The sequence below is a fragment of the Janthinobacterium sp. BJB446 genome (genome assembly GCF_002735655.1).
Classification (GTDB): Bacteria; Pseudomonadota; Gammaproteobacteria; order Burkholderiales; family Burkholderiaceae_D; genus Janthinobacterium; species Janthinobacterium lividum.
Window position 1 is genome coordinate 68,928 of the sequence record NZ_PDZK01000008.1, and the last position, 20,644, is coordinate 89,571.

Consider the following 20,644-nt stretch of genomic DNA (forward strand, 5'->3'; position numbering starts at 1 on the left):
TTTTGATATGCATGTTGCATGAATTTAGTCAATTATTCTTGCTTGTTGTTAATACTTGGCTGTCAGTCTACAATCGATAAAATGCGCCCGAAAAACGCGCAACGCCAGTAGTGGCGCACAGGCAAGCCTGGCGCGGGCGTCTCAGCATTGCGTCAGTTATGCCTTTTAGCGGAACTCGCCCTTATGTCATTTTTGTCTTCAGCCTCACCCAAGTTACCTCCCTGGAAAGTCCTGCTCGTCGATGATGAACCCGACATCCACGACATCACCAAACTGACGCTGAGCCGTTTTCGCCTGGAAGGCCGCGCCCTGAGTTTCGTGCATGCATACAGCGGCGCCGAGGCCAAGCAGGTGCTGGCGCGCGAAGAAGACATCGCGCTGGTGTTTCTCGACGTGGTGATGGAACGCGAAGACAGCGGCCTGGAAGTGGCGCGCTGGATGCGCGAAGACCTCGGCAACCAGTTTACGCGCATCGTGCTGCGCACGGGACAGCCGGGACAGGCGCCGGAAGAACGGGTGATCGTCAACTACGACATCAACGACTACAAGGAAAAGACGGAACTGGACCGCACCAAGCTGTTCACCACCACCTTTGCCGCCCTGCGCGCCTACCGCGACATCATGAAGGTGGAAGAAGCGCGCCAGGCCCAGCTCCATTACCGCGAGGGACTCGAGCGCGTCATCGCCGCCTCGGCGCACATTTTCAAGCAGCGCAACCTGCGCGACTTCGCCAGCGGCCTGCTGCAGCAAGTCGTCGCCCTGCTGCGCCTGGAAACGAGCATGCTGCTGCGCCTGCGCGGCGCCAGCGCCATCTCGGGCGAACAGGATTATGAAATCCTCGCGCAGATCGGCGACACGGACGACGGCATCCTCAGCCCGTCCCTGCTGTCACAGCTGGACGATGCCAAGAGCAACAAGATCTCGCGCCTGCACGGCGACACCTATGTCGGCTACTTTCCCAACAGCAGCGGCAAGGCCTCGCTGCTGGTGTTGAAAGGCGTGGAAGAAATTTCCGACCTCGACGCGCAATTGCTGGAAGTCTTCTGTTCCGGCGTGGCGATCGCCTTCGACAACATCCTGCTGACGCAGGAAATCACCGATACCCAGGCCGAGCTGATCCTGCGCCTGGGCGACGTCGTCGAATCGCGCTCGCACGAAGGCGGCAACCACGTGCGCCGCATGGCCGAAGTGTGCCAGCTGCTGGCGCAGGCCTCGGGCATGTCGGAAGAGGAAACCATGGTGCTGCGCCACGCGGCGCCCATGCACGACATCGGCAAGATTTCCACGCCCGACGCCGTGCTGCTCAAACCGGGCAAGCTCGACGCGGCCGAATGGGAAATCATGAAGCAGCATCCGACGGTGGGCATGTCCATCCTCGACGGCTCGCAGCGCCCGCTCTTGAAGGCGGCCGCCGTGATCGCCCACCAGCACCATGAAAAATACGACGGCAGCGGCTACCCGCAGGGCCTGGTCGGCGAGCACATCCACAAATACGCGCGCATCGCCGCCGTGGCCGACGTCTTCGACGCCCTCATGCACAAGCGCTGCTACAAGGACGCCTGGCCCCTGGAGCGCGTGGTGGGCTACCTGCGCGAAGTAAGCGGCAGCCACCTCGACCCGCAGTATGTGGAATTACTGATTGAAAATCTCGATGCAGCGCTGGCGCTGAATCAACGTTTCCCGGATTAGCATGCGTACGTCGGATTACGCGGCTGCGCCGCTAATCCGACCTACGTGGCTTCGGCCCACGCCCCCAACACGGGCATTCCGGGCCAAGCGGACCTGAAAAATGTCGAGGGCAAGGCGCAGCGACGCAGACAGTACGCATGTACGGCAAGGAGCTGCAACGCCGCCATCGGCATTTTCTCAGGCCCGCGTCTCCGGCCCGCTGTTTTCAAGTTTCAAATTTCAAGCACTCTTTGGCTCCAGCGGAAAGCGTATCTTGTAATGCAACCCCATGCCCGGCGCACTGACCACCTTCACCGTGCCGCCCAGCGGCCCCGTCACCAGGTTGTACAGGATATGCGCGCCCAAGCCGCTGCCGCCCGAACCCCGCTTGGTCGTGAAGAAGGGGTCGAACAACTGGCCCAGGGTGGCGCTGTCCATGCCCATGCCGTCGTCGCTGTAGTCGAGTTCCAGCATCTCGCCGGCCGTCCGCACGCTGATCTTGATCTTGCCCGGTTCGCCTTCGGCAAAGCCATGTACGAGTGAATTGACCACCATGTTCGTGACGATCTGCGAGACGGCGCCCGGATAGCTGCGCAGCTGCACCTCGGGCGCGCAGTCGATGTCCACCTTGACCAGCTTGCCCTTCAGCTTTGGTTGCAGGGACAGCAGGATTTCATCGAGGTATTTGCGCAAGTTAAAGCTGCGCAATTCGTCCGACGACTGGTCCACGGCCACCTGCTTGAAGCTGCGCACCAGCGCCGCGGCGCGCTGGGTATTCGTCGTCATGATGCGCAGGGTCTGGTCGATGATGTCGAAAAATTGCAGCAAGCCATCTTCATCGAGCTGGCCCCCTTCCAGGTCTTCGCGCGTGAGCTTCAATTCCTGCACCAGGTGGCTGGTAGCCGTTACGCATATGCCCAGCGGCGTATTGATTTCATGCGCCACGCCCGCCACCAGCCGGCCCAGCGAGGCCAGTTTTTCCTGCCGCACCAGTTCCGACTGCGCTTCCTGCAAGGCGCTCAGGGCGCTGTTCAGGGCCGCGTTCTGCTCTTCCAGCGCTTCCTTGGCCTGGCGCATGGCGTTGTCGGCCTGGATGCGGGCCATCGCCACGGCCACATGGCTGGCCATGAAGGCCAGCACGTCCAGTTCCGCCTGGCCATATACGACGGACGTGTCGTAGCTTTGCACGATGATCACGCCATATTTCCGGTCGCCCAGCAGCATGGGCGCGCCCATCCAGCTGGCGATGCCGACATTGCCCAGCGGCTCGTCCATCTCGCCGCTGGCCACCAGCGCCGCATAGCTGCTGGCATCCAGCAGACAGGCTTGCCGGCGCGCCAGCACATACGAGCTCATGCCAATGCCGTAATGAAAGCGTTTCACGGGCGCCTGCGCATCCTTCTCATCGACGAAATACGGGATCGTGATGTCCTTGTTGTCCGGGTGATACAGGGCGATGAGGAAATTTTTTGCCGTCACCAGTTCGCTGATGATGGCGTGCAGGCGCGCGTACAGGGTCGTCGCGTCGGCCGCCTGCGCCGACAGGTTGGCGATTTCATACAGCGCGTGCTGCAGGTTTTCCGCGCGGCGCCGCTCGGCCACCTCGTGCGCCAGCAGGGCCGTGCGCTCCTGCACCGCCTTTTCCAGCCGGTCCATGCTTTGCATGCCTTGCAGGGCGCTCGATACGTGCGTGGCGATCAGCGCGAACAGGGCCTGGTCTTCCAGGCTGAAACGGTGCTGCGCGTCATAGCTCTGGATGACGATGGCGCCCAGCACCTGGTGTTGCTGGTCCAGCAGCGGACAACCGATCCAGTGTTCGGCCGCCGTGCCGCCGCCCCAGGCGCCGCCGCCGATGGCGCGCATGGCGTCGTCGTCGGCCGTCATCACCAGCTGCTTGCGGTTGACGATGACCCACGCCGTGGGCGACTGCGCGGCGCTGGCCAGGCGCACGCCCTCGTCCGGGTCGGGTGCGGCGTCGAACTCGTCGACAAAATAGGGAAAGCGCACGAGGCCGTCGTCACGGTCGCTGAGCGCCACGTAAAAGTTCGCCGCATACATGATGCGCCCCAAGGCTGCATGCACCGCCTGCAGGAATTCACTGATATCGCTGCAGGTGCTCGAGCGCTGCCCGATTTCCAGCAACACGGTCTGGACGGCTTCCAGGCGGCTGAGACGGCTTTCCATGGGTGACTATGTACCTTGTGCAAGTATATGTTCTGAAAATCAATATTATCAGTTCAGCCCAGCCTTGGCACGGCATAAAACGGAGAATCTTGCCTTGAAGCAGAGCAACACACGCCACGCGCGCATTTGCCACGATGGCAATACAGTGGCAGACTAGGCCCCTTCCTACAGACCAGACCGTCCTCATGACTGCCACGCTACGCGCCTCGCTTCGCCCCTACACCCTCGCCGGCCTGCTGGCCTTTGCCGCGCTGGGTATGCCGCCGCTGTGCGCCGCGCCAGCCAAGGCGCCGGCGGCGGAAACGGCCGATGGCGGACGCTATTTCGGCCCCCTCGTCGCGGGCAAGATGCATGGCCAGGGACGGCTCGAATACGCGAGCGGCGCGTTTTACGAAGGGGGCTTCGCGCGCGGCGTGTTTTCCGGCCAGGGCAAGCTGCGCCAGGCTTCCGGCGTCGAATACACGGGCGCCTTCCGCCAGGGCGCCTTCGACGGCATCGGCCGCTACACCTCGCCCAAGGGCGAGATTTATACGGGCAGCTTCGTCAAGGGCAGCTTCGAGGGCCAAGGCCGCTTCCAGGGCGCCGATGGCGCCACCTTTGAAGGCCATTTCAAGCACTGGCGCCCGCATGGCGCCGGCAAGCTGACCGACACGGACGGCACCGTCTTCGAAGGCGAATTCGTCCAGGGCCAGGTGCAGGGCAAGGCCAGGGTCACCACCAGCGACGGCATCCATTACGAAGGCGAATTGAAAGACTGGAAATTCGAAGGCGAAGGCGTGCTGCGCACGGCCGAGGGCGACGAATACCGGGGCGGCTTCAAGAATGGCCAGTTCGACGGCAAGGGCGTGCTGCGCTATGCAGTGGCGCAGGCGGATGGACGGCGCGAAGACAGCGGCAACTGGACGGAAGGCCAGCTGGACGATCCGGCCCTGGACAAGCTCACGCGCGACAATATCGAGCTGGCCCTGTACGGCCAGCAATCCTTGCTGGAACGCAGCCTGGCCCGTGTACTGCCGCGCGACGCGGCGAAAAAGATCAATCTGTATTTGCTGGGCGTGGCCGGCGATGGCGCGCAGGAAGTGTTTCACCGCGAAACGGCCTTCGTGCAGCGCCAGTTCGACCGCGACTATGGCACCGTAGGCCGCTCCTTGATGCTGGTCAACAGCCGCAACACGGTGGCGCAGCAGCCGATGGCCACGCGCACCAGCATCGCCGCCAGCCTCGACGCCCTGGGCGCGAAGATGGACAAGAATAACGATATCCTGTTCCTGTTCCTCACCAGCCACGGCTCGCCCGAGCACGAACTGGCGCTGGCGCAAAACGGCATGGACCTGCACAGCCTGCCCGCGCAAGAGCTGGCGTCCATGCTCAAGCACAGCGGCATCCGCTGGAAGGTCATCGTGATCTCGGCCTGCTATGCGGGCGGCTTCATTGCGCCACTAAAGGATGACAACACCCTCATCATCACGGCCGCGCGCAGCGACCGCACCTCGTTCGGCTGCGATGACCAGAACGATTTTACCTACTTCAGCGAAGCATATTTCAAGGAAGCGCTGCCAAAGAGCGCCGGCTTTGCCGAAGCCTTCGACAAGGCCAAGGTGCTGGTGCAGGCCCGTGAAGCGGCCGACTTCCGCGAAGGCGGCATGGAGACGGAAGAGCATTCCGAGCCGCAGCTGTTCCAGGGCAAGGCCATCGCCGCGCAGCTCAAGGCGTGGCGTGCCCAGGCACGCTGACATGGGCACGGCCGCCCGCCTTTCTGTACAATAGTCGTCACCATGCGCCGATTCTTCCTCATTTTGCTGCTGTTCGTGCTTCCGCTCCAGATGTCCTGGGCTGCGGCGAGCGCGTATTGCCTGCACGAGGAAGGCAAGGCGGCGCAGCACCTGGGCCACCACAGCCACCAGCACAAGGCAGAGGCCGATGCGGACAAGCAGCCCTTTGGCGACAAAAAAGTGGCGGACCAGCAGAAAAAAGGCCAGCCGCACAGCGACTGCAACGTCTGCCACGGCATCGGCCATGCATGGCTGCCGGCCGGCTCCAGCCTGCCCATCGGCGACACGGCTTCCGTGAATGCGGACACTTCCCCCTTCTTTTACGCTTCCCACATCCCGGACGCTCCCAAGCGCCCTGACTGGTCGTCGGCCACCTAGGCCGACGGGACGTTTCAATCACTTTTCGCAGTAAGCCAGGCGCCAGCCTGCGCGTCCCGTCGAATTCTTTTCCATGCTTTTGGAGAATTCGATGTACCGATCCATCTATCTGTTATTACTCTCCGCTGGCCTGCTGGCTGGCAACTTTGTCCATGCGCAAGCTCCACAGGAGCCTGCCGGTCCCCTGACCTTGCCTGCCGCGCTGCAGCTCGCCGAGGGCGGCAACGCCACTTTGTCCGCTGCCCGCCATGAACTGGCGGCGCAAGGGGGTGCCCTGCAACAGGCGCGCGCCCTGCCCAATCCGGAACTGCAAACCGTGCTGGAAGACACGCGGCGCGCCTCGCGCAGCACCACCGTGCAGCTCAACCAGCTCATCGAACTGGGCGGCAAACGGGGGGCGCGCGCCGCCGTCGCCCAGCGTGGCGAAGACCTGGCGCAAGCGGGCTTGTCGCTGCAGCAGGCGGAAACCCGCGCCTCCGTGACTTCCGCCTTTGTCGACGTGCTGGCGGCGCAGGAAGGCTTGCGCCTGGCCGACAGCGCGCAGGCGCTGGCCGCGCGCGCCAGCGACATCACGGCGCGCCGGGTGACGGCCGGCAAGGCTTCGCCCGTCGAAGAAACCCGCGCCAGGGTCGCCGAAGCGAGCGTGCGGCTGGAGCTGAACCTGGCCCGCAGCACCTTGGCCAGCGCCCGCAAGCGCCTGGCCGCCCTGTGGGGCAACGCCACGCCACGTTTTACCCTCGCGGAGGGTCGCCTGGAAACCGTGCCTGAGCTGCCCCCGGCCAGCGAACTGGCGGCCCGCCTGGCCCAGGCCCCGGCCGTGCGCCAGGCGCAAAGCGCGCTGGCCCAGCGGCAAGCCATGCTGGACGTGGAACAGCGGCGCGCCACGCCCGACGTCACGGTCAGTATCGGCATGAAGCGTTCGGAAGAGCTGGGCCGCAACCAGGCCATCATCGGCCTGGCCTTGCCGCTGCCCCTGTTCGACCGCAATGCGGGCAACAAGCTCGACGCACTGCGGCGCAGCGACAAGGCCAGCGACGAGCTGGCAGCCGCCCGCATCGCCGTGCAAACGGACGTGGCCGCCGCCACCGAACGCCTGGCCACGGCCCGGCTCGACGTGGAAAGCTTGCGCCAGGACATCTTGCCTGGCGCCCAGAGCGCCTACGACGCGGCCAGCAAGGGCTTCGAGTTCGGCAAGTTCGCCTTCCTCGACGTGCTCGATGCCCAGCGCACCTTGCTGCAAGCCAAAAACCAATACCTGCGCGCGCTGACGGAAGCGCATCACGCCGCCGCCGACATCGAGCGCCTGCTGGGCACACCAGCTCCCCTGTAAGGAATCCCCGACCATGAATATCACACTGAACAAAAAACAGGCGATCGCCATCGTCTCCATCGCCGCCGCCGGCATCGTCCTGGCGGCTCTGATCCTCGGCACGGGCAAGTCCAGCGCTCCTCCTGCCCCTGCCGTCAAGGCGGAAGCACATGCTGAAAAGAAAGACGAACATGGCCACGACGAAGTGGAAGGCCGGTTGGAATTGACGGCTGCGCAAAGCAAGGCAGCCGGCGTCGTCATCGCCACGGCCGCGCCTGGCCGCATCAAGACGACGGTCGCCCTGCCCGGTGAAATCCGCTTCAATGAAGACCGCACGGCCCACGTCGTGCCGCGCCTGGCTGGCGTGGTGGAAGCCGTGCACGCCGACCTGGGCCAGCTGGTCAAGAAGGGACAAGTGCTGGCCGTCATCGCCAGCACGGAACTGTCGGAACAACGCAGCGCACTGCTGTCGGCGCAGCGGCGGCTGTCGCTGGCCCATTCCACCTATGAGCGCGAAGAAAAGCTGTGGCGCGAAAAAATCTCGGCCGAACAGGATTACCTGCAGGCGCAGCAAGCGTGGCGCGAGGCGGAAATCGCCGTGCAGAACGCCCAGCAAAAGCTCAGCGCGCTGGGCGCCAGTGGTTCCGGGACCGGGACCGGGGCCAGCAAGGGTCCGCTGAACCGCTACGACATCCGCGCGCCGTTCGACGGCATGGTGCTGGAAAAACATATCACCCTGGGCGAAGCCGTCAAGGAAGACGCGAACATCTTCGTCATTTCCGACCTGTCGACCGTGTGGGCGGAAATCGCCGTGCCGGCAAAAGACCTGGCCACCGTGCGCATGGGAGGCAAGGCGGAAGTGAAAGCGTCCGCCTTCGATGCCAGCGCGCAAGGCACGATCACCTATGTGGGCGCGCTGCTGGGCGAGCAGACGCGCACGGCCAAGGCACGCATCAGCTTGCTGAATCCCGACATGGCCTGGCGCCCGGGCCTGTTCGTCACGGTGGAAGTGGTCTCCGGCGAAGCGGACGCGCCCGTCACCGTGCAAAGCACGGCAATCCAGACGGTGGAAGACAAGCCCGTCGTCTTCGTGCAGGTGAAAGATGGCTACCAGGCCACGCCCGTGGTGCTGGGCCGCAGCGATGGCACCTTGACACACATCAAGCAGGGGCTGGCCGCCGGCACGCCGTACGCGGCGCAAGGCAGTTTTGTCCTGAAGTCCGAGCTGGGCAAGGACTCCGCCGGCCACGAACACTGATCACGTCAAGGCTAAGGAAACCATCATGTTTGAACGCTTGATCCGCTTCGCCATCGACCAGCGCTGGCTGGTGATGCTGGCCGTGGCCGCCATGGCTGGCCTGGGCATCTACAGCTATCAAAAGCTGCCCATCGACGCCGTGCCCGACATCACCAATGTGCAGGTGCAAATCAATACCCAGTCCGCCGGCTATTCGCCGCTGGAAACCGAGCAGCGCGTGACGTTCCCCATCGAGACGGCCATGGCCGGCTTGCCCAACCTGGAACAGACGCGTTCGCTGTCGCGCTATGGCCTGTCGCAAGTCACCGTGATCTTCAAGGATGGCACGGACATCTATTTTGCGCGCCAGATGATCAACGAGCGCTTGCAGGAAGCCAAGGAAAGTCTGCCGGCCGGCATCACGCCGAAGATGGGCCCCGTCTCCACGGGCCTCGGCGAAATCTACCTGTGGACGGTGGAAACGCAGGACGGCGCGAAAAAGCCCGATGGCACGCCTTACACGCCGACGGACTTGCGCGAAATCCAGGACTGGATCATCAAGCCGCAGTTGCGCAATGTCACGGGTGTCACGGAAATCAATGCCATCGGCGGTTACGCCAAGCAATACCAGGTGGCGCCGTATCCGGAAAAACTGGCCGCCTACGGCATCAGCCTGCAAGACGTGGTGACGGCGCTCGAGCGCAACAACAGCAACGTGGGCGCCGGCTACATCGAAAGGCAGGGCGAGCAGTTGCTGATACGCGCGCCGGGCCAGGTGGCATCAAAAAACGACCTTGCCAACATCGTCGTCGCCAATGTGCAGGGCGTGGCGATCCGCATCCGCGACGTGGCCGACGTGGTGCTGGGGCGCGAGCTGCGCACGGGCGCGGCCACGGAAAACGGCCGTGAAGTGGTGCTCGGCACCGTCTTCATGCTGATCGGCCAGAACAGCCGCGCCGTCTCGCAAGCCGTCGACAAGAAGATGCTGGAGATCAACCGCAGCCTGCCGAAAGGCGTGCACGCCGTCACCGTGTATGACCGCACGGTGCTTGTCGACAAGGCGATCAATACGGTGAAGAAAAACCTGCTCGAAGGGGCCGTGCTGGTGATCGCCATCCTGTTCCTGTTCCTGGGAAATATCCGCGCGGCCGTCATCACGGCCATGGTGATTCCGCTGGCCATGCTGTTCACGTTTACGGGCATGGTGCAATACCATGTGAGCGCCAATCTGATGAGCCTGGGCGCGCTGGACTTCGGCATCATCATCGATGGCGCCGTGGTGATCGTGGAAAACTGCGTGCGCCGCCTGGCCCATGCGCAGCAGAAACTGGGACGGCCCTTGACCTTGCAGGAACGTTTTCACGAAGTGTTTGCGGCATCACAAGAAGCGCGCCGCCCCCTGCTGTATGGCCAGCTGATCATCATGGTCGTGTACCTGCCCATCTTTGCCCTGACGGGCGTGGAAGGCCGCATGTTTACGCCGATGGCCCTGACGGTCGTGATTGCCCTGCTGGGCGCCATGCTGCTGTCGATCACCTTCATCCCGGCCGCCGTGGCGCTGTTTATCGGCGACAAGGTGGCGGAAAAGGAAAACGCCATCATGCGCGCCGCCAAGCGCTGGTATGCGCCGCTGCTGGACAAGGTGATGCGCAACACGCCCGTCGTGCTGACGGGCGCGGCCGTGGCCGTAGTGCTGTCGGGCTTGCTGGCCACGCGCATGGGCAGCGAGTTCGTGCCCAGCCTGAACGAGGGCGACATCGCCATCCAGGCCCTGCGCATCCCCGGTACCAGCCTGACGCAATCGCTGGCCATGCAGCAGCAGCTGGAACGCAAGCTGATGGCAAACCACAAGGAAATCGCGCGCGTGTTCGCCCGCACGGGTACAGCCGAGATCGCGTCCGACCCCATGCCGCCGAATATTTCCGACGGCTACATCATGCTCAAGCCCCGCGACCAGTGGCCGCAACCCGGGAAATCGCGCGAGCAATTGCTGGCGGAAATCGAAGCGACGGCCACCAGCTTGCCGGGCAACAACTACGAGTTTTCGCAGCCGATCCAGCTGCGCTTCAATGAACTGATTTCCGGCGTGCGCAGCGACGTGGCCGTCAAACTGTTCGGCGACGACATGCTTGTCCTCGACGGCACGGCGGCGAAGATCGCTGGCGTGCTGGGCAAGATTCCGGGCGCCACGGAAGTGAAGGTCGAGCAGACGACGGGGCTGCCCATGCTGACGGTGCAGATCGACCGCGAGCAGGCGGCCCGCTACGGCCTCAACATTGCCGACGTGCAAGCGGCGATTGCCACGGCCATCGGCGGGCAGGAAGCGGGCACCCTGTTCCAGGGCGACCGCCGCTTCGACATCGTCGTGCGCCTGCCCGACAGCCTGCGCAGCGACCTGGAGCAACTCAAACGCCTGCCCATCGCCCTGCCCCTGGGCGCGGCGGCGGAAGGCCGCGCCCGCTTCATCCCGCTCGGCGAAGTGGCCAGCCTGCAAGTGGCGCCGGGACCGAACCAGATCAGCCGCGAAGACGGCAAGCGCCGCATCGTCATCAGCGCCAACGTGCGCGGGCGCGACATCGGCTCGTTCGTGGCCGACGCCACGCAGCAGCTGCAAGCGCAGGTAGCCATTCCCGCCGGCTACTGGACCAGCTGGGGCGGCCAGTTCGAGCAATTGCAGTCGGCCACGAAACGCCTGGAGCTGGTGGTGCCGGTGGCGCTGGCCCTCGTCTTCGTCTTGCTGTTTGCCATGTTCGGCAACGTGAAGGATGGCTTATTGGTGTTCAGCGGCATCCCGTTCGCCTTGACGGGCGGCATCGTCGCCCTGTGGCTGCGCGGCATTCCCATGTCGATCTCGGCCGCAGTCGGCTTCATCGCCCTGTCCGGCGTTGCCGTGCTGAACGGCCTCGTGATGATCGCCTATATCCGCCAGCTGCGCGAACAGGGCATGCCCTTGCAGGAGGCGATACGTGTAGGGGCGATCACGCGCTTGCGGCCCGTGCTGATGACGGCGCTGGTGGCGTCGCTGGGTTTTGTGCCGATGGCCATCGCAACGGGCACGGGCGCTGAAGTGCAGCGTCCGCTGGCCACCGTGGTGATCGGCGGCATTTTATCTTCGACGGCATTGACCCTGCTGGTGCTGCCGCTGCTGTACCGGCTGGCGTATGCAGCAAGAGGTAGGTCGGATGAGCGCGCAAGCGCGTAATCCGGCACATTAGTGACGCTGGTGGTGGCGTCGGATTACGGCCTTTCAGGCCTAATCCGACCTACGCCTGTCAAGGCCGGCGGTAGCCGCCTTCGATCCAGTTCGCCGCTGATGTGGCGTTGAACTTGAAGGCGGCCGAGGTGCGCACCTTGGCGATCTGCTCGCCGTCGGCGTCGTAGGCGCTCAGTTCCGCATACGGGTGCTCTTCGTCTGGCACGATGTCGAACATCACCTTGACTTGCCCCTCGTCGGTGGCGACAAACAGGTTCTTGTGCAATTGCGCATGCAGCTGCTGCTCATGGCGGCGCAGCACTTCCGAAGCCGTCTTGACCAGCGTGTTGAACGCGTTGACGTCGAGCGGCTTCGGATTTTTCTTGTCGCGTCCCATGGTCCACGGGCCCACCAGGGCCGGCTCCGGTTCGCCATCCTTGATCATGGCCACGGCCCAGCCCTCATCTTCCTCGTTCTTGATCACGCGCGCCGTCCAGCCATTGCCTACCCACAGGCGCGGCTCCTGGATCGGGGCGTCATTGTCTTGCTCGGCTGCTTCGTCGGAAAAGTCGGGAAAATCGGTACTCATGGCGGTGCTCGTGATGGAAGGTCGGGGCTAGCATGATAGTCGAAAACGCCCACCCGTGCCGCCTTGCCGCAAGGTAAGGCGCGGCCCGCCATAGTCGATCCAGGCAAGAAGACAAGCTATCAATGTAGTAGCTTTACTCTAGTAATCGAGCTTTGATATTTCTCAAGTAAACCTATTATTATTTTGCAATCTGAATTGTGTTTTTTGTATTTAAATATTGCATGTAGTAATGCTTGGCTCCAAGAAATTCTTTTCTCCCGCGACGTCCCTCGTCCCCGCACGCCGCATTGCCCCGCCACGCCAGGCATCTCTATCGTCCATTACCGCTGCATATAACTATACTCATCAGAGGGACTCACATGAAAATCTTGACTACGCTGGCCTTGGCCACGCTGACGGTCGCCGCAGGTACCGCAAGCGCCGTCCCCACCTTCACTGCCGGCGGCACGGCACTGGCAGGGGAAGGCCTTGTCACCTCGGTCGCAGGCGCCACGACGATCAATTTCAACGATGGTTTACTACCCGGCAACTACACGGGCGCCGTGTTTACCAGCAACCACCCCAGCTATGCCGCGCAACCGCCGAATGACTTGACGGCCTTCTATTCCGTCGGCGTCTCGGATGGCCAGATCACGCCAGGCACGGCCACCTTCAGCGGCGGGCTCAGCTATTTTGGTTTTTACATGGGATCGCCCGACACGTACAACAGCATCGTCTTCACCATGGGCGACAGCAGCACAGTCGTCCTGACCGGTTCGCAAATGGCCGCTCTGGGCAGCGTCAGTCCGAATGGCGACCAGTCCGTCGGCCTGTATATCAACGCCTGGGCCGGCCAAGGGGCGAGCTTCACCTCGGTCGCCTTCCATTCGCCAAACACGAACGCGTTTGAAAGCGACAACCACGCCTACATCGCCGCCGTGCCGGAACCGGGAACATACGCCATGCTGCTGGCCGGTCTGGGCCTGCTGGGTTTCATGCTGCGCCGCAAAGCGTCATAACACGGCCATGCGCAAGCCAAAGCCCGCAACGCGGGCTTTTTTCACAACCAGCCATCGCATGGACGGCAACGCCTTATAGCCGCCTCAACACATGGACATGGCAGGCCGGCTGGGCCAGGTCAGCGGAGGACCGGGCGGCACCCAGCGCGGGTCGATGGCCGGCAGCGGTGCATGGTAGTTGAATGGGGTGATGATGATCGGCGGTATCGCCGATGGCGCGCCGACGGGCTCGGCGCAGGACTGCGTGGCGCTACGCTGGCGCGTGATTTGATGGTCAGAGGGGGATAGCGATTGATCCCCGGTATCTGCAAACAAAAGCATGTTGCCCTCCTTGCGAGACTGAGGTATTCAGTATAGGACGGCTTGCGCACATTACAAGAAAAGAAATCTTGTTCCAGATCAGCGTTTTTCGCCCCGCCAGCGCCTTCCATACCGTGAAAATGACGGCCTGTCGCACGCCGCTGGCGGCAAGCCGGGCGCGCCCCTACAGTGTGATCATGCAACACCCCATCACCCACACACTGAGGTTCACCATGAAAAAATTGCTCACCTTCGTCCTCATCGTCATGCTCGCCTGCCTGTTCCTCGACAAGATCGGCGGCAGCGACATGCACATGCAGTTCAACGGCGACGATGTCGACGGTCCGCTGGAATGGCTGTTCGGCCTGGTGTTTGCCGGAGGCGGCTTGCTGATCGCCGCCATTGCTGTGGTGTGCGCCGCCGTCATCACCGGCGTCGTCCTGGCCGGCGTGGGCGTGGTGCTGATCGCGGTGGTGGCGCTCTGCGTGGTACTGGCGCTGGCATTGAGCACGCCCGTGCTGCTGCCGCTGCTCATTCCCGTCGCCATCGTCTGGCTGATCGTCAGCCGCAACCGCAAGCAGGCGCAAGCGCGTCAGCACAGCCTGTAATCATTGCGCCATGAACTTGCTGAGCACGCCGTCGCTGCCGCCGTCATTCTGCTCGATGCGGTTGCGCCCGCCCCGCTTGGCCCGGTACAGCGCCTCGTCGGCGCGCGCCAGCACGGCGTCGCAATCGGCATCGGTGCCGGCCATGGCGGCCATGCCGATGCTCACCGTGATGGTGATCACGATGCCGCCATCGATGGTCAGCGAACTTTCCGCCACGCGCCGGCGCAGCCGTTCGGCAAACACGGCCGCTGCCGACAGGTCGGTGCCCGGCAGCAGGATGGCGAATTCTTCGCCGCCCACGCGGCCCGGCACGTCGACCTTGCGCAGCGCCTGGCACATCAGCGCGCCCAAGTGGCGCAGCACGGCATCGCCCACGGCGTGGCCATACTCGTCGTTGACGCGCTTGAAGTGATCGATGTCGAGCATCAGCACGCTGGCGCAGCTGGCCAGCTCACGCTGCAAGCGGGCATGCTCGTTTTCCAGTGACGCCATGAAGTGGCGCCGGTTCGGCAAACCGGTCAGGAAATCCGTGGTGGCCAGTTGCAGCAGTTCCGCGTTCATGCGCTTGCGCTCGGTGATATCGAGCGAGGACACCATGACGAAATCGAGGCTGTCCGCATGGCCGGGCATCACCAGCAAGCTCAGTTCATTTTGCCGCGCCGCACCGTCGAGACGCACGAAGCTGCTCTCGCACTCGTACAGGTGGGCGCCGCCAGCCAGCGCCAGCAGCGCGTCGCCGAAACGGGGCAAGGCGCTGTCGTCGAAATTCTGCGCCAGGCCCAGCGCACCGCGGCGCTGGTCGTCCTCGTTGGCGCGCACCTGCGCCAGGGCGGCGCCGTTCGCATCGATGATGCGCACCAGCCCCGCCAGTTGCCGCAGCGCGTCCGGATTGGCCTGGAAGTGGGCGCCCAGGTCGCGCACGCCCGCTTGTTCAAAGGCGTCGAGCGCGGCGCGCACGGCCGACCAGTCCTGTTCCCACAGGGCCACGGGCGCATGGTCGTACAGGCTGCGGAAACGCGCTTCGCCGGCGCGCAGGGCCAGCGCCACTTGCGCCTGTTCGATGGCCATGCCGGCCAGGTGCGCCGCCTCGCTCAGCCGCGCCAGGTGCGCCGCGCCAGGCAGCGTCGGCTGGCGGTGATACGCCATCAGCACACCGAGCAGCTTGCCCGAGCCGCCACGCACTGGCTCGGCCCAGCACGATTGCAGCTGGGCCCGCCACGCCAGTTCCATCGTTTCCTGCGCATCCGCATGCAGGTCGCCGACGATCACGCGCTGGCCGTCGCGCACGGCTTGCGCGGCGATGCCATGCACGCCCTGCAGGGTGTCGAGGTCATGGCCATGGCTGGCCAGGTTGAAAAACGCAGGCAAACTCGGCGCAGCGCCCAGCACCAGGCGGTGGCGGCTTTCATCGAGCAGCAAGATGCTGCACAGCATGGCGGGATGGTCCGCTTGCACGCTCAGCACCACGCTTTCCAGCACCCGTTCCAGCGGCGCGCCCGTGGCCAGCATTTCCAGCACCTGCCGCCGCGTATGTTCGCGCCGTTCCATCTGGCTGCGCTCGCTGATATCGCGGAAGGTCCACAGGCGCGCCTGTTCATTGCCCAGTTGCATGCTGCGCACATATTGCTCGACCACCCGTCCATCGCGCAGGTGCAGCAAGTCGCGCCGCTCGCGGTGGCCATGCGGCGCGTGGGCGCGTGCCCCGAGGAACGGCGCCGCCTGCTCCAGCTGGCTTTCCACATGGCGCACCAGCGCCGCGCCATCGGCTTGCCAGTCGAGCGCATCGGGCACTTGCCACAGGTCGCGGAAGCGCCGGTTCGACGTGAAGATGCGACCATCGGTATTGTCGACCAGAATGCCGTCGATGGTCGAATCGAGGATGCTGCGCAGCATAGCCTGGCTGCGCTGCGCCGCCTCGGCCATGGCCAGCACGCTCGCCTGCCCCTGCTCCAGCTGGCCGGTCAATTCGCTCGAGCGCGCCAGCGCCGCCTGGGCGCGGGCGCGGCCCGCCGCCAGCAGCCAGGTGGCCAGCGCCAGCACGATGCTGGCCAGCAAGCCGGTCCAGGCCACCAGGCGGGGCCGCGCCAGCAGTTCGCCATCAAAGCCCGGCATGGCGCGCATGCGCAAGGTCCAGGCATGGCCGGCGATGGTGATCGCCTGCTGCGACACCAGGCTGTCCGAGGCGGCAGACGACAAGGCGCCCGGCAAGCTGTCATACATCAGGGCCGCCTCGGCCAGTTGCGCGCCATCATAGATTTCCAGATCCAGCTGGCGCGCGCCCTCGCCGCCCACGCCCGCCATCAGATCACCCATGCGGAACGGCGCAAACACCCAGGCGCGCAAGGCGGCGCGCCGCTGCTCCACGCTGGCGTGCGGCAAGCCATTGTCATACACGGGCAATACGACCAGGAAGCCATGCGCCCGGGCGCTGCCGCCATCCTGCACCAGGTGGATCTTGCCCGTCATGGCGGCTTGCCCCGTGTCGCGCGCCTGCTCCAGCGCGGCCCGGCGCACGGGTTCGGACCCGATGTCATAGCCGAAGGCCAGCAGGTTGCTCTCGCTCAAAGGTTCCAGATAAGTGATGGGCGCATGCCAATCACGCTGGCCGTGCGGACGCACGGCATAGCCGGGATAGCCGTCCGCGCGCACGCTGGCCTCATGCCGTGCCAGGGCGGCGCCGGACAGCAGCGGCAGGTAGCCGATGCCGTGAATACCGGGAAAGTGGCGGTCCACTTGCTGCACCGCCAGATAGGCATGGAATTCGCGGCGCGTGACTTCCTGCGAACTGGCATACAGGCCCTGCACCCCGTGCAGCACCTGGATGTAGGTCTGCATGCGGCCGACGATGTTGCCCACCAGTTCGCGCACGCGGAAGTCGAAATCGGCCTGCACCTGCTGTTCGCTGGCGTCGTCGGCATTGCGCCAGGCGCCATACGTCAATCCCAGGCACAGCGCCAGCACCAGCGCGGCCAACGCGCGCGGTCCCAGCCAGTGCGACACTGAATGAGCAAACCACGACGTAGACGCGCGTGTAGACATGGCAGGCGAAAAAGCAGGACGGACATCAAACCGCTACACGGCCAGCAACATGGCTGGCGGCGGGCCGCACGACGACCATCGGTAGTCGATGAGAATGATAGTACGTTACAGCGGGCGCCCTTGCAATGCTGAATATTGTATTAAAAAGACCACGAATTGCGAAGCTGCAACTGAGTTTTCCCAGCACAAAGTCGACGCCATCGCAACTGATAATGATTCTCATTTATAATGATCATCCCGCTTTTCCTCCACACCCTCGACGATGCCCTCCCAGCCGCCTTCCTCCCATGACACTTCCTGGCAACTACCGCTGGCCACGCCAACGCTGGAACTCAGCGCGGGCACCCTGTCCTTTCCGGCGCCGGCGCACAGCATCGAACACAATGAGGCAGGATTGAAACTGGTGCTGGTCCTGGGCGGCCAGCTGGATTATCAACTGCAAAGCGGTGGCGCCGTGAGTGTCGAAGGCCCGGCCTTCCATATCAGCCTGAGCGACACGCCGTTTTCCGTCAGCCACCACTATGCGGCACGGCAACCGCTGCAGTACCTGAGCGTACGCATGCCGATGCAGGCCTTGCACGACACCTTCGGCGCCGAGCTGGGTTCGCTGGCGCGGCGCATCGCTCCAGCCGCGCGGCAGACCATGGCCACGGCGAACGGATACGCCGGCAAGGCCATGCAGGCGCTGGGCCGGCAAATCATGCTGTGCCCGCTGGCCGGTCCGCTGCGTCAGCTGTATTTATCCGGCAAGGCGCTGGAACTGACAGCTGCCGTGATGGACGGCCTGACCGGCACCGGCGCCGCGGCCGAGACGGCGCCCGGCACGCGCCAGCTGCGCTGCCTGCAGCAGGCGCGCGACATCTTGCTGCAGCGCCTGCACGCACCGCCGACCTTGCCGGAACTGGCGCGCCTGGCCGGCACCAACGCCAGCACCCTGAGCCAGGGCTTTCGCCAGCAGTTCGGCACCAGCGTCTTCGCCTACGTGCGCGAGCAGCGGCTGGAACTGGCGTACCGCATGCTGGCGGCCGGCAACATCAGCGTAGCCGACGCGGCGCATGCCTGCGGCTACACGGATTCGCATTTCAGCAAGGTGTTCCGGCAGCGCTACGGCGTTTCCCCCAGCGACCTGCGCTGCGCCTGACGCAATACGCGCAATCGCCAGGAAAACAGCGGCAATCCTTAACGCCCTGACGCCCTCCGTCCTTACCATATTGAGATTGATTCTCAATACGAAAGGTCCGGTTTTTCATGGCAATGTTTCCCCTCCCCCCACGCGGCGTGCGCTGGCCCCGGCATACCCTGCACGTCCTGGCCGCCCTCGGCTGCAGCCCCCTGGCGCAGGCGGCCGACGCGCCGGCACCAGAGGCCAGGCTGCCCGTCATCGCCGTCACGGCCACGCGCGAAGCGGGCGCCAGCATGGGCAAGACGGGCGCCTCGCTGAAGGACACGCCGCAATCGCTGAGCATCATCAGCCAGGAACGCATGCAGGAACAAAACCTGCAGACGCTCGACGACGTGCTGCAGCAGGCGACGGGCACCACCGTGCAGCCGTTCCAGCTGCTGACCACGGCCTACTATGCGCGCGGCTTCAAGATCGATTCCTTCGAACAGGACGGCGTGCCCGTGCTGATGGGTAACATGGCCAGTCCGCAGCAAGACATGGCGATGCTGGAACGCGTGGAAATCCTGCGCGGCGCGAATGGCTTGCTGCATGGCAGCGGCAACCCTGCCGCCACCGTCAACCTGGTGGCCAAGCGGCCGCAAAAGAACTTCGCCGCGCAAGGTGCGCTGTCGGCCGGCAGCTGGGACCGGCGCCGCGGCGAAGCCGACATCGGCGGACCCATGAACGCCGCGGCCACGCTGCGCGCGCGCGTCGTCGCCACGCACGAGGAACGGGGCTTTTTCTATGACGTGGCGCAGCAGAACAGCAGCAATCTGTATGGCGTCGCCGAGCTGGACCTGGCGCCGGGCAGCACGCTCAGCGTGGGTGTACAGAGACAGCGCATCCGTTCCATCACCAACATGGCAGGCGTGCCCCGCTATGCGGACGGCGGCGATATCGGCTTGCCCCGTTCCACCTATCTCGATGCGGCCTGGGACCAGTTCGACTGGGATACCCAGCGCGTCTTCGCCACCCTGGAGCAGCATTTTGCCAATGGCTGGCACGCCAAGGTGCAGGCCAATCACCTGTCCGGGGATTCCTTCCTGAAATACGCGGGTGCATATGGCGCCGCGCGCCGCGACCAGCGTCCATCCTCGAGCGTGATGGGCGCCGCCTACCGCTTCGACAATGGCCAGAACAGTGTGGACGCCTACGCCAGCGGTCCCTTCCGCCTGGGCGGACGCCAGCATGAACTGTTGTTGGGCGCCAACGTCCAGCACACGTCCAGCGAGCAGTTCTCCGCCAGCTTCCTGCCGCCGCCGAAGGGCACCCATGACGTCTTCCACTGGAACCCCTACGCGCTGGCGGAACCGGCCACCAGCGCGTATGCCTCGCGCGGCCCGACCAAGGTCAGCCAGTGGGGCGCCTATGCCATGGGGCGCTTCCAGGTGAGCGACGCGCTGACGGCCATCGCAGGCACGCGCCTGAGCCGCTGGAAACAGGAAACGCGCACGGCGCGCGTGGAACCGGATACCGAGCTGACACCGTATGGCGGCCTGGTCTACGCCCTGTCGCCGCAATGGTCCGGCTATGGCAGCTACACGCAAGTGTTCCAGCCGCAAAGCCAGGCCACCGTCGACGGCAAGACGCTGGACCCGGTAACGGGCAACAACCTGGAAGCGGGGATCAAGGGCGCGCTGGCGAATGGCAAGCTCGACGTTTCCCTGGCCGTGTACCAGATCCGCCAGAACAAGCGGGCCCAGGAAGATCCGAATTTCCCTTGCGCGGGCAACGTCTGCTACTACATCGCCGGCGGCGAAGTGCAAAGCCGCGGCCTGGAAGCGGAAGCGAACGGCCAGCTGACGCCCGACCTGAACCTGTCCGCCAACTACAGCTACAACACGACGCGCTACCTGAAGGATGCCGTATCGCAGGGCCAGCCGTTTGCCAGCTTCGCGCCCGCCCACATCCTGCGAGCGTGGGCCAACGCCACCCTGCCATGGGCCGGACGCCGTTTGAGCGCCGGGCTGGGCGTGCAGGCGCAAAGCCGCTACAGCGTCACCTCGGGCGGCGTGACGCTGCGCCAGGGCGGCTATGCGCTGGCCAATGCCCGCCTGGGCTGGCGCATCGACCGCCACTTCACGGCCGCGCTCAATGTCAACAACCTGTTCGACAAACACTATTACCAGAGCCTGTCCGGCACGGCCTGGAACAACCGCTATGGCGAGCCGCGCAGCGTGATGCTGTCCCTGCGCGCCCAGTATTGA

General features: G+C 64.5%; 14 protein-coding genes. 10 read left to right on the forward strand and 4 right to left on the reverse strand.

The features are described 5' to 3' along the window. The first annotated feature begins 183 nt into the window (after positions 1-183). Positions 184-1,689, forward strand: coding sequence for a DUF3369 domain-containing protein (locus CSQ92_RS27410; RefSeq protein WP_034784319.1), 1,506 nt, complete (start codon positions 184-186; stop codon positions 1,687-1,689). A 219-nt stretch (positions 1,690-1,908) separates the two neighbouring features. On the opposite strand, the gene CSQ92_RS27415 is transcribed toward CSQ92_RS27410, so the two are convergent. Then, positions 1,909-3,852: a GAF domain-containing sensor histidine kinase gene (locus tag CSQ92_RS27415; RefSeq protein ID WP_099395916.1), complete on the reverse strand. Its 1,944-nt coding sequence runs from the start codon at positions 3,850-3,852 to the stop codon at positions 1,909-1,911. Positions 3,853-4,037: 185 nt separating this feature from the next. On the opposite strand from CSQ92_RS27415, the gene CSQ92_RS27420 reads away from it, so the two are divergent. From CSQ92_RS27420 to CSQ92_RS27440, 5 genes are all read left to right on the forward strand, one after another. Next, entirely contained in the window at positions 4,038-5,585 is a 1,548-nt protein-coding gene (locus tag CSQ92_RS27420; RefSeq protein ID WP_180277128.1) for a C13 family peptidase, read from the forward strand. A 42-nt stretch (positions 5,586-5,627) separates the two neighbouring features. After that, positions 5,628-6,002 carry a cation efflux protein, CzcI family gene (gene czcI / locus CSQ92_RS27425; protein WP_034784321.1) on the forward strand — a complete coding sequence of 125 codons (375 nt, stop codon included), beginning with the start codon at positions 5,628-5,630 and terminating at the stop codon, positions 6,000-6,002. Between the two features lie 91 nt (positions 6,003-6,093). Next, positions 6,094-7,332 carry a TolC family protein gene (locus CSQ92_RS27430; protein ID WP_143450445.1) on the forward strand — a complete coding sequence of 413 codons (1,239 nt, stop codon included), beginning with the start codon at positions 6,094-6,096 and terminating at the stop codon, positions 7,330-7,332. A 13-nt stretch (positions 7,333-7,345) separates the two neighbouring features. Next, positions 7,346-8,569: an efflux RND transporter periplasmic adaptor subunit gene (locus tag CSQ92_RS27435; RefSeq protein ID WP_099395918.1), complete on the forward strand. Its 1,224-nt coding sequence runs from the start codon at positions 7,346-7,348 to the stop codon at positions 8,567-8,569. A 25-nt stretch (positions 8,570-8,594) separates the two neighbouring features. Beyond that, positions 8,595-11,750: an efflux RND transporter permease subunit gene (locus tag CSQ92_RS27440; protein ID WP_099395919.1), complete on the forward strand. Its 3,156-nt coding sequence runs from the start codon at positions 8,595-8,597 to the stop codon at positions 11,748-11,750. 70 nt (positions 11,751-11,820) lie between these two features. On the opposite strand, the gene CSQ92_RS27445 is transcribed toward CSQ92_RS27440, so the two are convergent. After that, positions 11,821-12,330, reverse strand: a complete 510-nt coding sequence (locus CSQ92_RS27445; protein WP_034784327.1) for a hypothetical protein — start codon at positions 12,328-12,330, stop codon at positions 11,821-11,823. 359 nt (positions 12,331-12,689) lie between these two features. On the opposite strand from CSQ92_RS27445, the gene CSQ92_RS27450 reads away from it, so the two are divergent. Next, entirely contained in the window at positions 12,690-13,328 is a 639-nt protein-coding gene (locus CSQ92_RS27450; protein ID WP_099395920.1) for an Npun_F0296 family exosortase-dependent surface protein, read from the forward strand. A gap of 84 nt (positions 13,329-13,412) precedes the next feature. On the opposite strand, the gene CSQ92_RS28915 is transcribed toward CSQ92_RS27450, so the two are convergent. Next, positions 13,413-13,649, reverse strand: coding sequence for a hypothetical protein (locus tag CSQ92_RS28915; RefSeq protein WP_139144203.1), 237 nt, complete (start codon positions 13,647-13,649; stop codon positions 13,413-13,415). A gap of 212 nt (positions 13,650-13,861) precedes the next feature. Here CSQ92_RS28915 and CSQ92_RS27455 point away from each other — a divergent pair, with 212 nt between their 5' ends. Beyond that, positions 13,862-14,236, forward strand: a complete 375-nt coding sequence (locus CSQ92_RS27455) for a hypothetical protein (RefSeq protein WP_052140298.1) — start codon at positions 13,862-13,864, stop codon at positions 14,234-14,236. Here the strand turns inward: CSQ92_RS27455 and CSQ92_RS27460 are convergent, their stop codons facing one another. Then, positions 14,237-17,236 carry a sensor domain-containing diguanylate cyclase gene (locus CSQ92_RS27460; protein WP_257219383.1) on the reverse strand — a complete coding sequence of 1,000 codons (3,000 nt, stop codon included), beginning with the start codon at positions 17,234-17,236 and terminating at the stop codon, positions 14,237-14,239. 301 nt (positions 17,237-17,537) lie between these two features. On the opposite strand from CSQ92_RS27460, the gene CSQ92_RS27465 reads away from it, so the two are divergent. Then, the gene (locus tag CSQ92_RS27465; RefSeq protein WP_099395922.1) at positions 17,538-18,416 is read left to right on the forward strand and encodes a helix-turn-helix transcriptional regulator; all 879 of its coding nucleotides are present in this window, start codon (positions 17,538-17,540) and stop codon (positions 18,414-18,416) included. A gap of 107 nt (positions 18,417-18,523) precedes the next feature. Next, positions 18,524-20,644 carry a TonB-dependent siderophore receptor gene (locus CSQ92_RS27470; RefSeq protein ID WP_218964094.1) on the forward strand — a complete coding sequence of 707 codons (2,121 nt, stop codon included), beginning with the start codon at positions 18,524-18,526 and terminating at the stop codon, positions 20,642-20,644.

Bases quoted from the DNA above. Each gene is read 5' to 3' on its own strand.
- CSQ92_RS27435 (WP_099395918.1), top strand. From the start codon at position 7,346: ATGAATATCACACTGAACAAAAAACAGGCGATCGCCATCGTCTCCATC.
- CSQ92_RS27430 (WP_143450445.1), top strand. From the start codon at position 6,094: ATGTACCGATCCATCTATCTGTTATTACTCTCCGCTGGCCTGCTGGCT.
- CSQ92_RS27455 (WP_052140298.1), top strand. From the start codon at position 13,862: ATGAAAAAATTGCTCACCTTCGTCCTCATCGTCATGCTCGCCTGCCTG.
- CSQ92_RS27410 (WP_034784319.1), top strand. From the start codon at position 184: ATGTCATTTTTGTCTTCAGCCTCACCCAAGTTACCTCCCTGGAAAGTC.
- CSQ92_RS27445 (WP_034784327.1), bottom strand. From the start codon at position 12,330: ATGAGTACCGATTTTCCCGACTTTTCCGACGAAGCAGCCGAGCAAGAC.
- czcI (WP_034784321.1), top strand. From the start codon at position 5,628: ATGCGCCGATTCTTCCTCATTTTGCTGCTGTTCGTGCTTCCGCTCCAG.
- CSQ92_RS27450 (WP_099395920.1), top strand. From the start codon at position 12,690: ATGAAAATCTTGACTACGCTGGCCTTGGCCACGCTGACGGTCGCCGCA.
- CSQ92_RS28915 (WP_139144203.1), bottom strand. From the start codon at position 13,649: ATGCTTTTGTTTGCAGATACCGGGGATCAATCGCTATCCCCCTCTGAC.
- CSQ92_RS27465 (WP_099395922.1), top strand. From the start codon at position 17,538: ATGCCCTCCCAGCCGCCTTCCTCCCATGACACTTCCTGGCAACTACCG.
- CSQ92_RS27420 (WP_180277128.1), top strand. From the start codon at position 4,038: ATGACTGCCACGCTACGCGCCTCGCTTCGCCCCTACACCCTCGCCGGC.
- CSQ92_RS27470 (WP_218964094.1), top strand. From the start codon at position 18,524: ATGGCAATGTTTCCCCTCCCCCCACGCGGCGTGCGCTGGCCCCGGCAT.
- CSQ92_RS27415 (WP_099395916.1), bottom strand. From the start codon at position 3,852: ATGGAAAGCCGTCTCAGCCGCCTGGAAGCCGTCCAGACCGTGTTGCTG.
- CSQ92_RS27440 (WP_099395919.1), top strand. From the start codon at position 8,595: ATGTTTGAACGCTTGATCCGCTTCGCCATCGACCAGCGCTGGCTGGTG.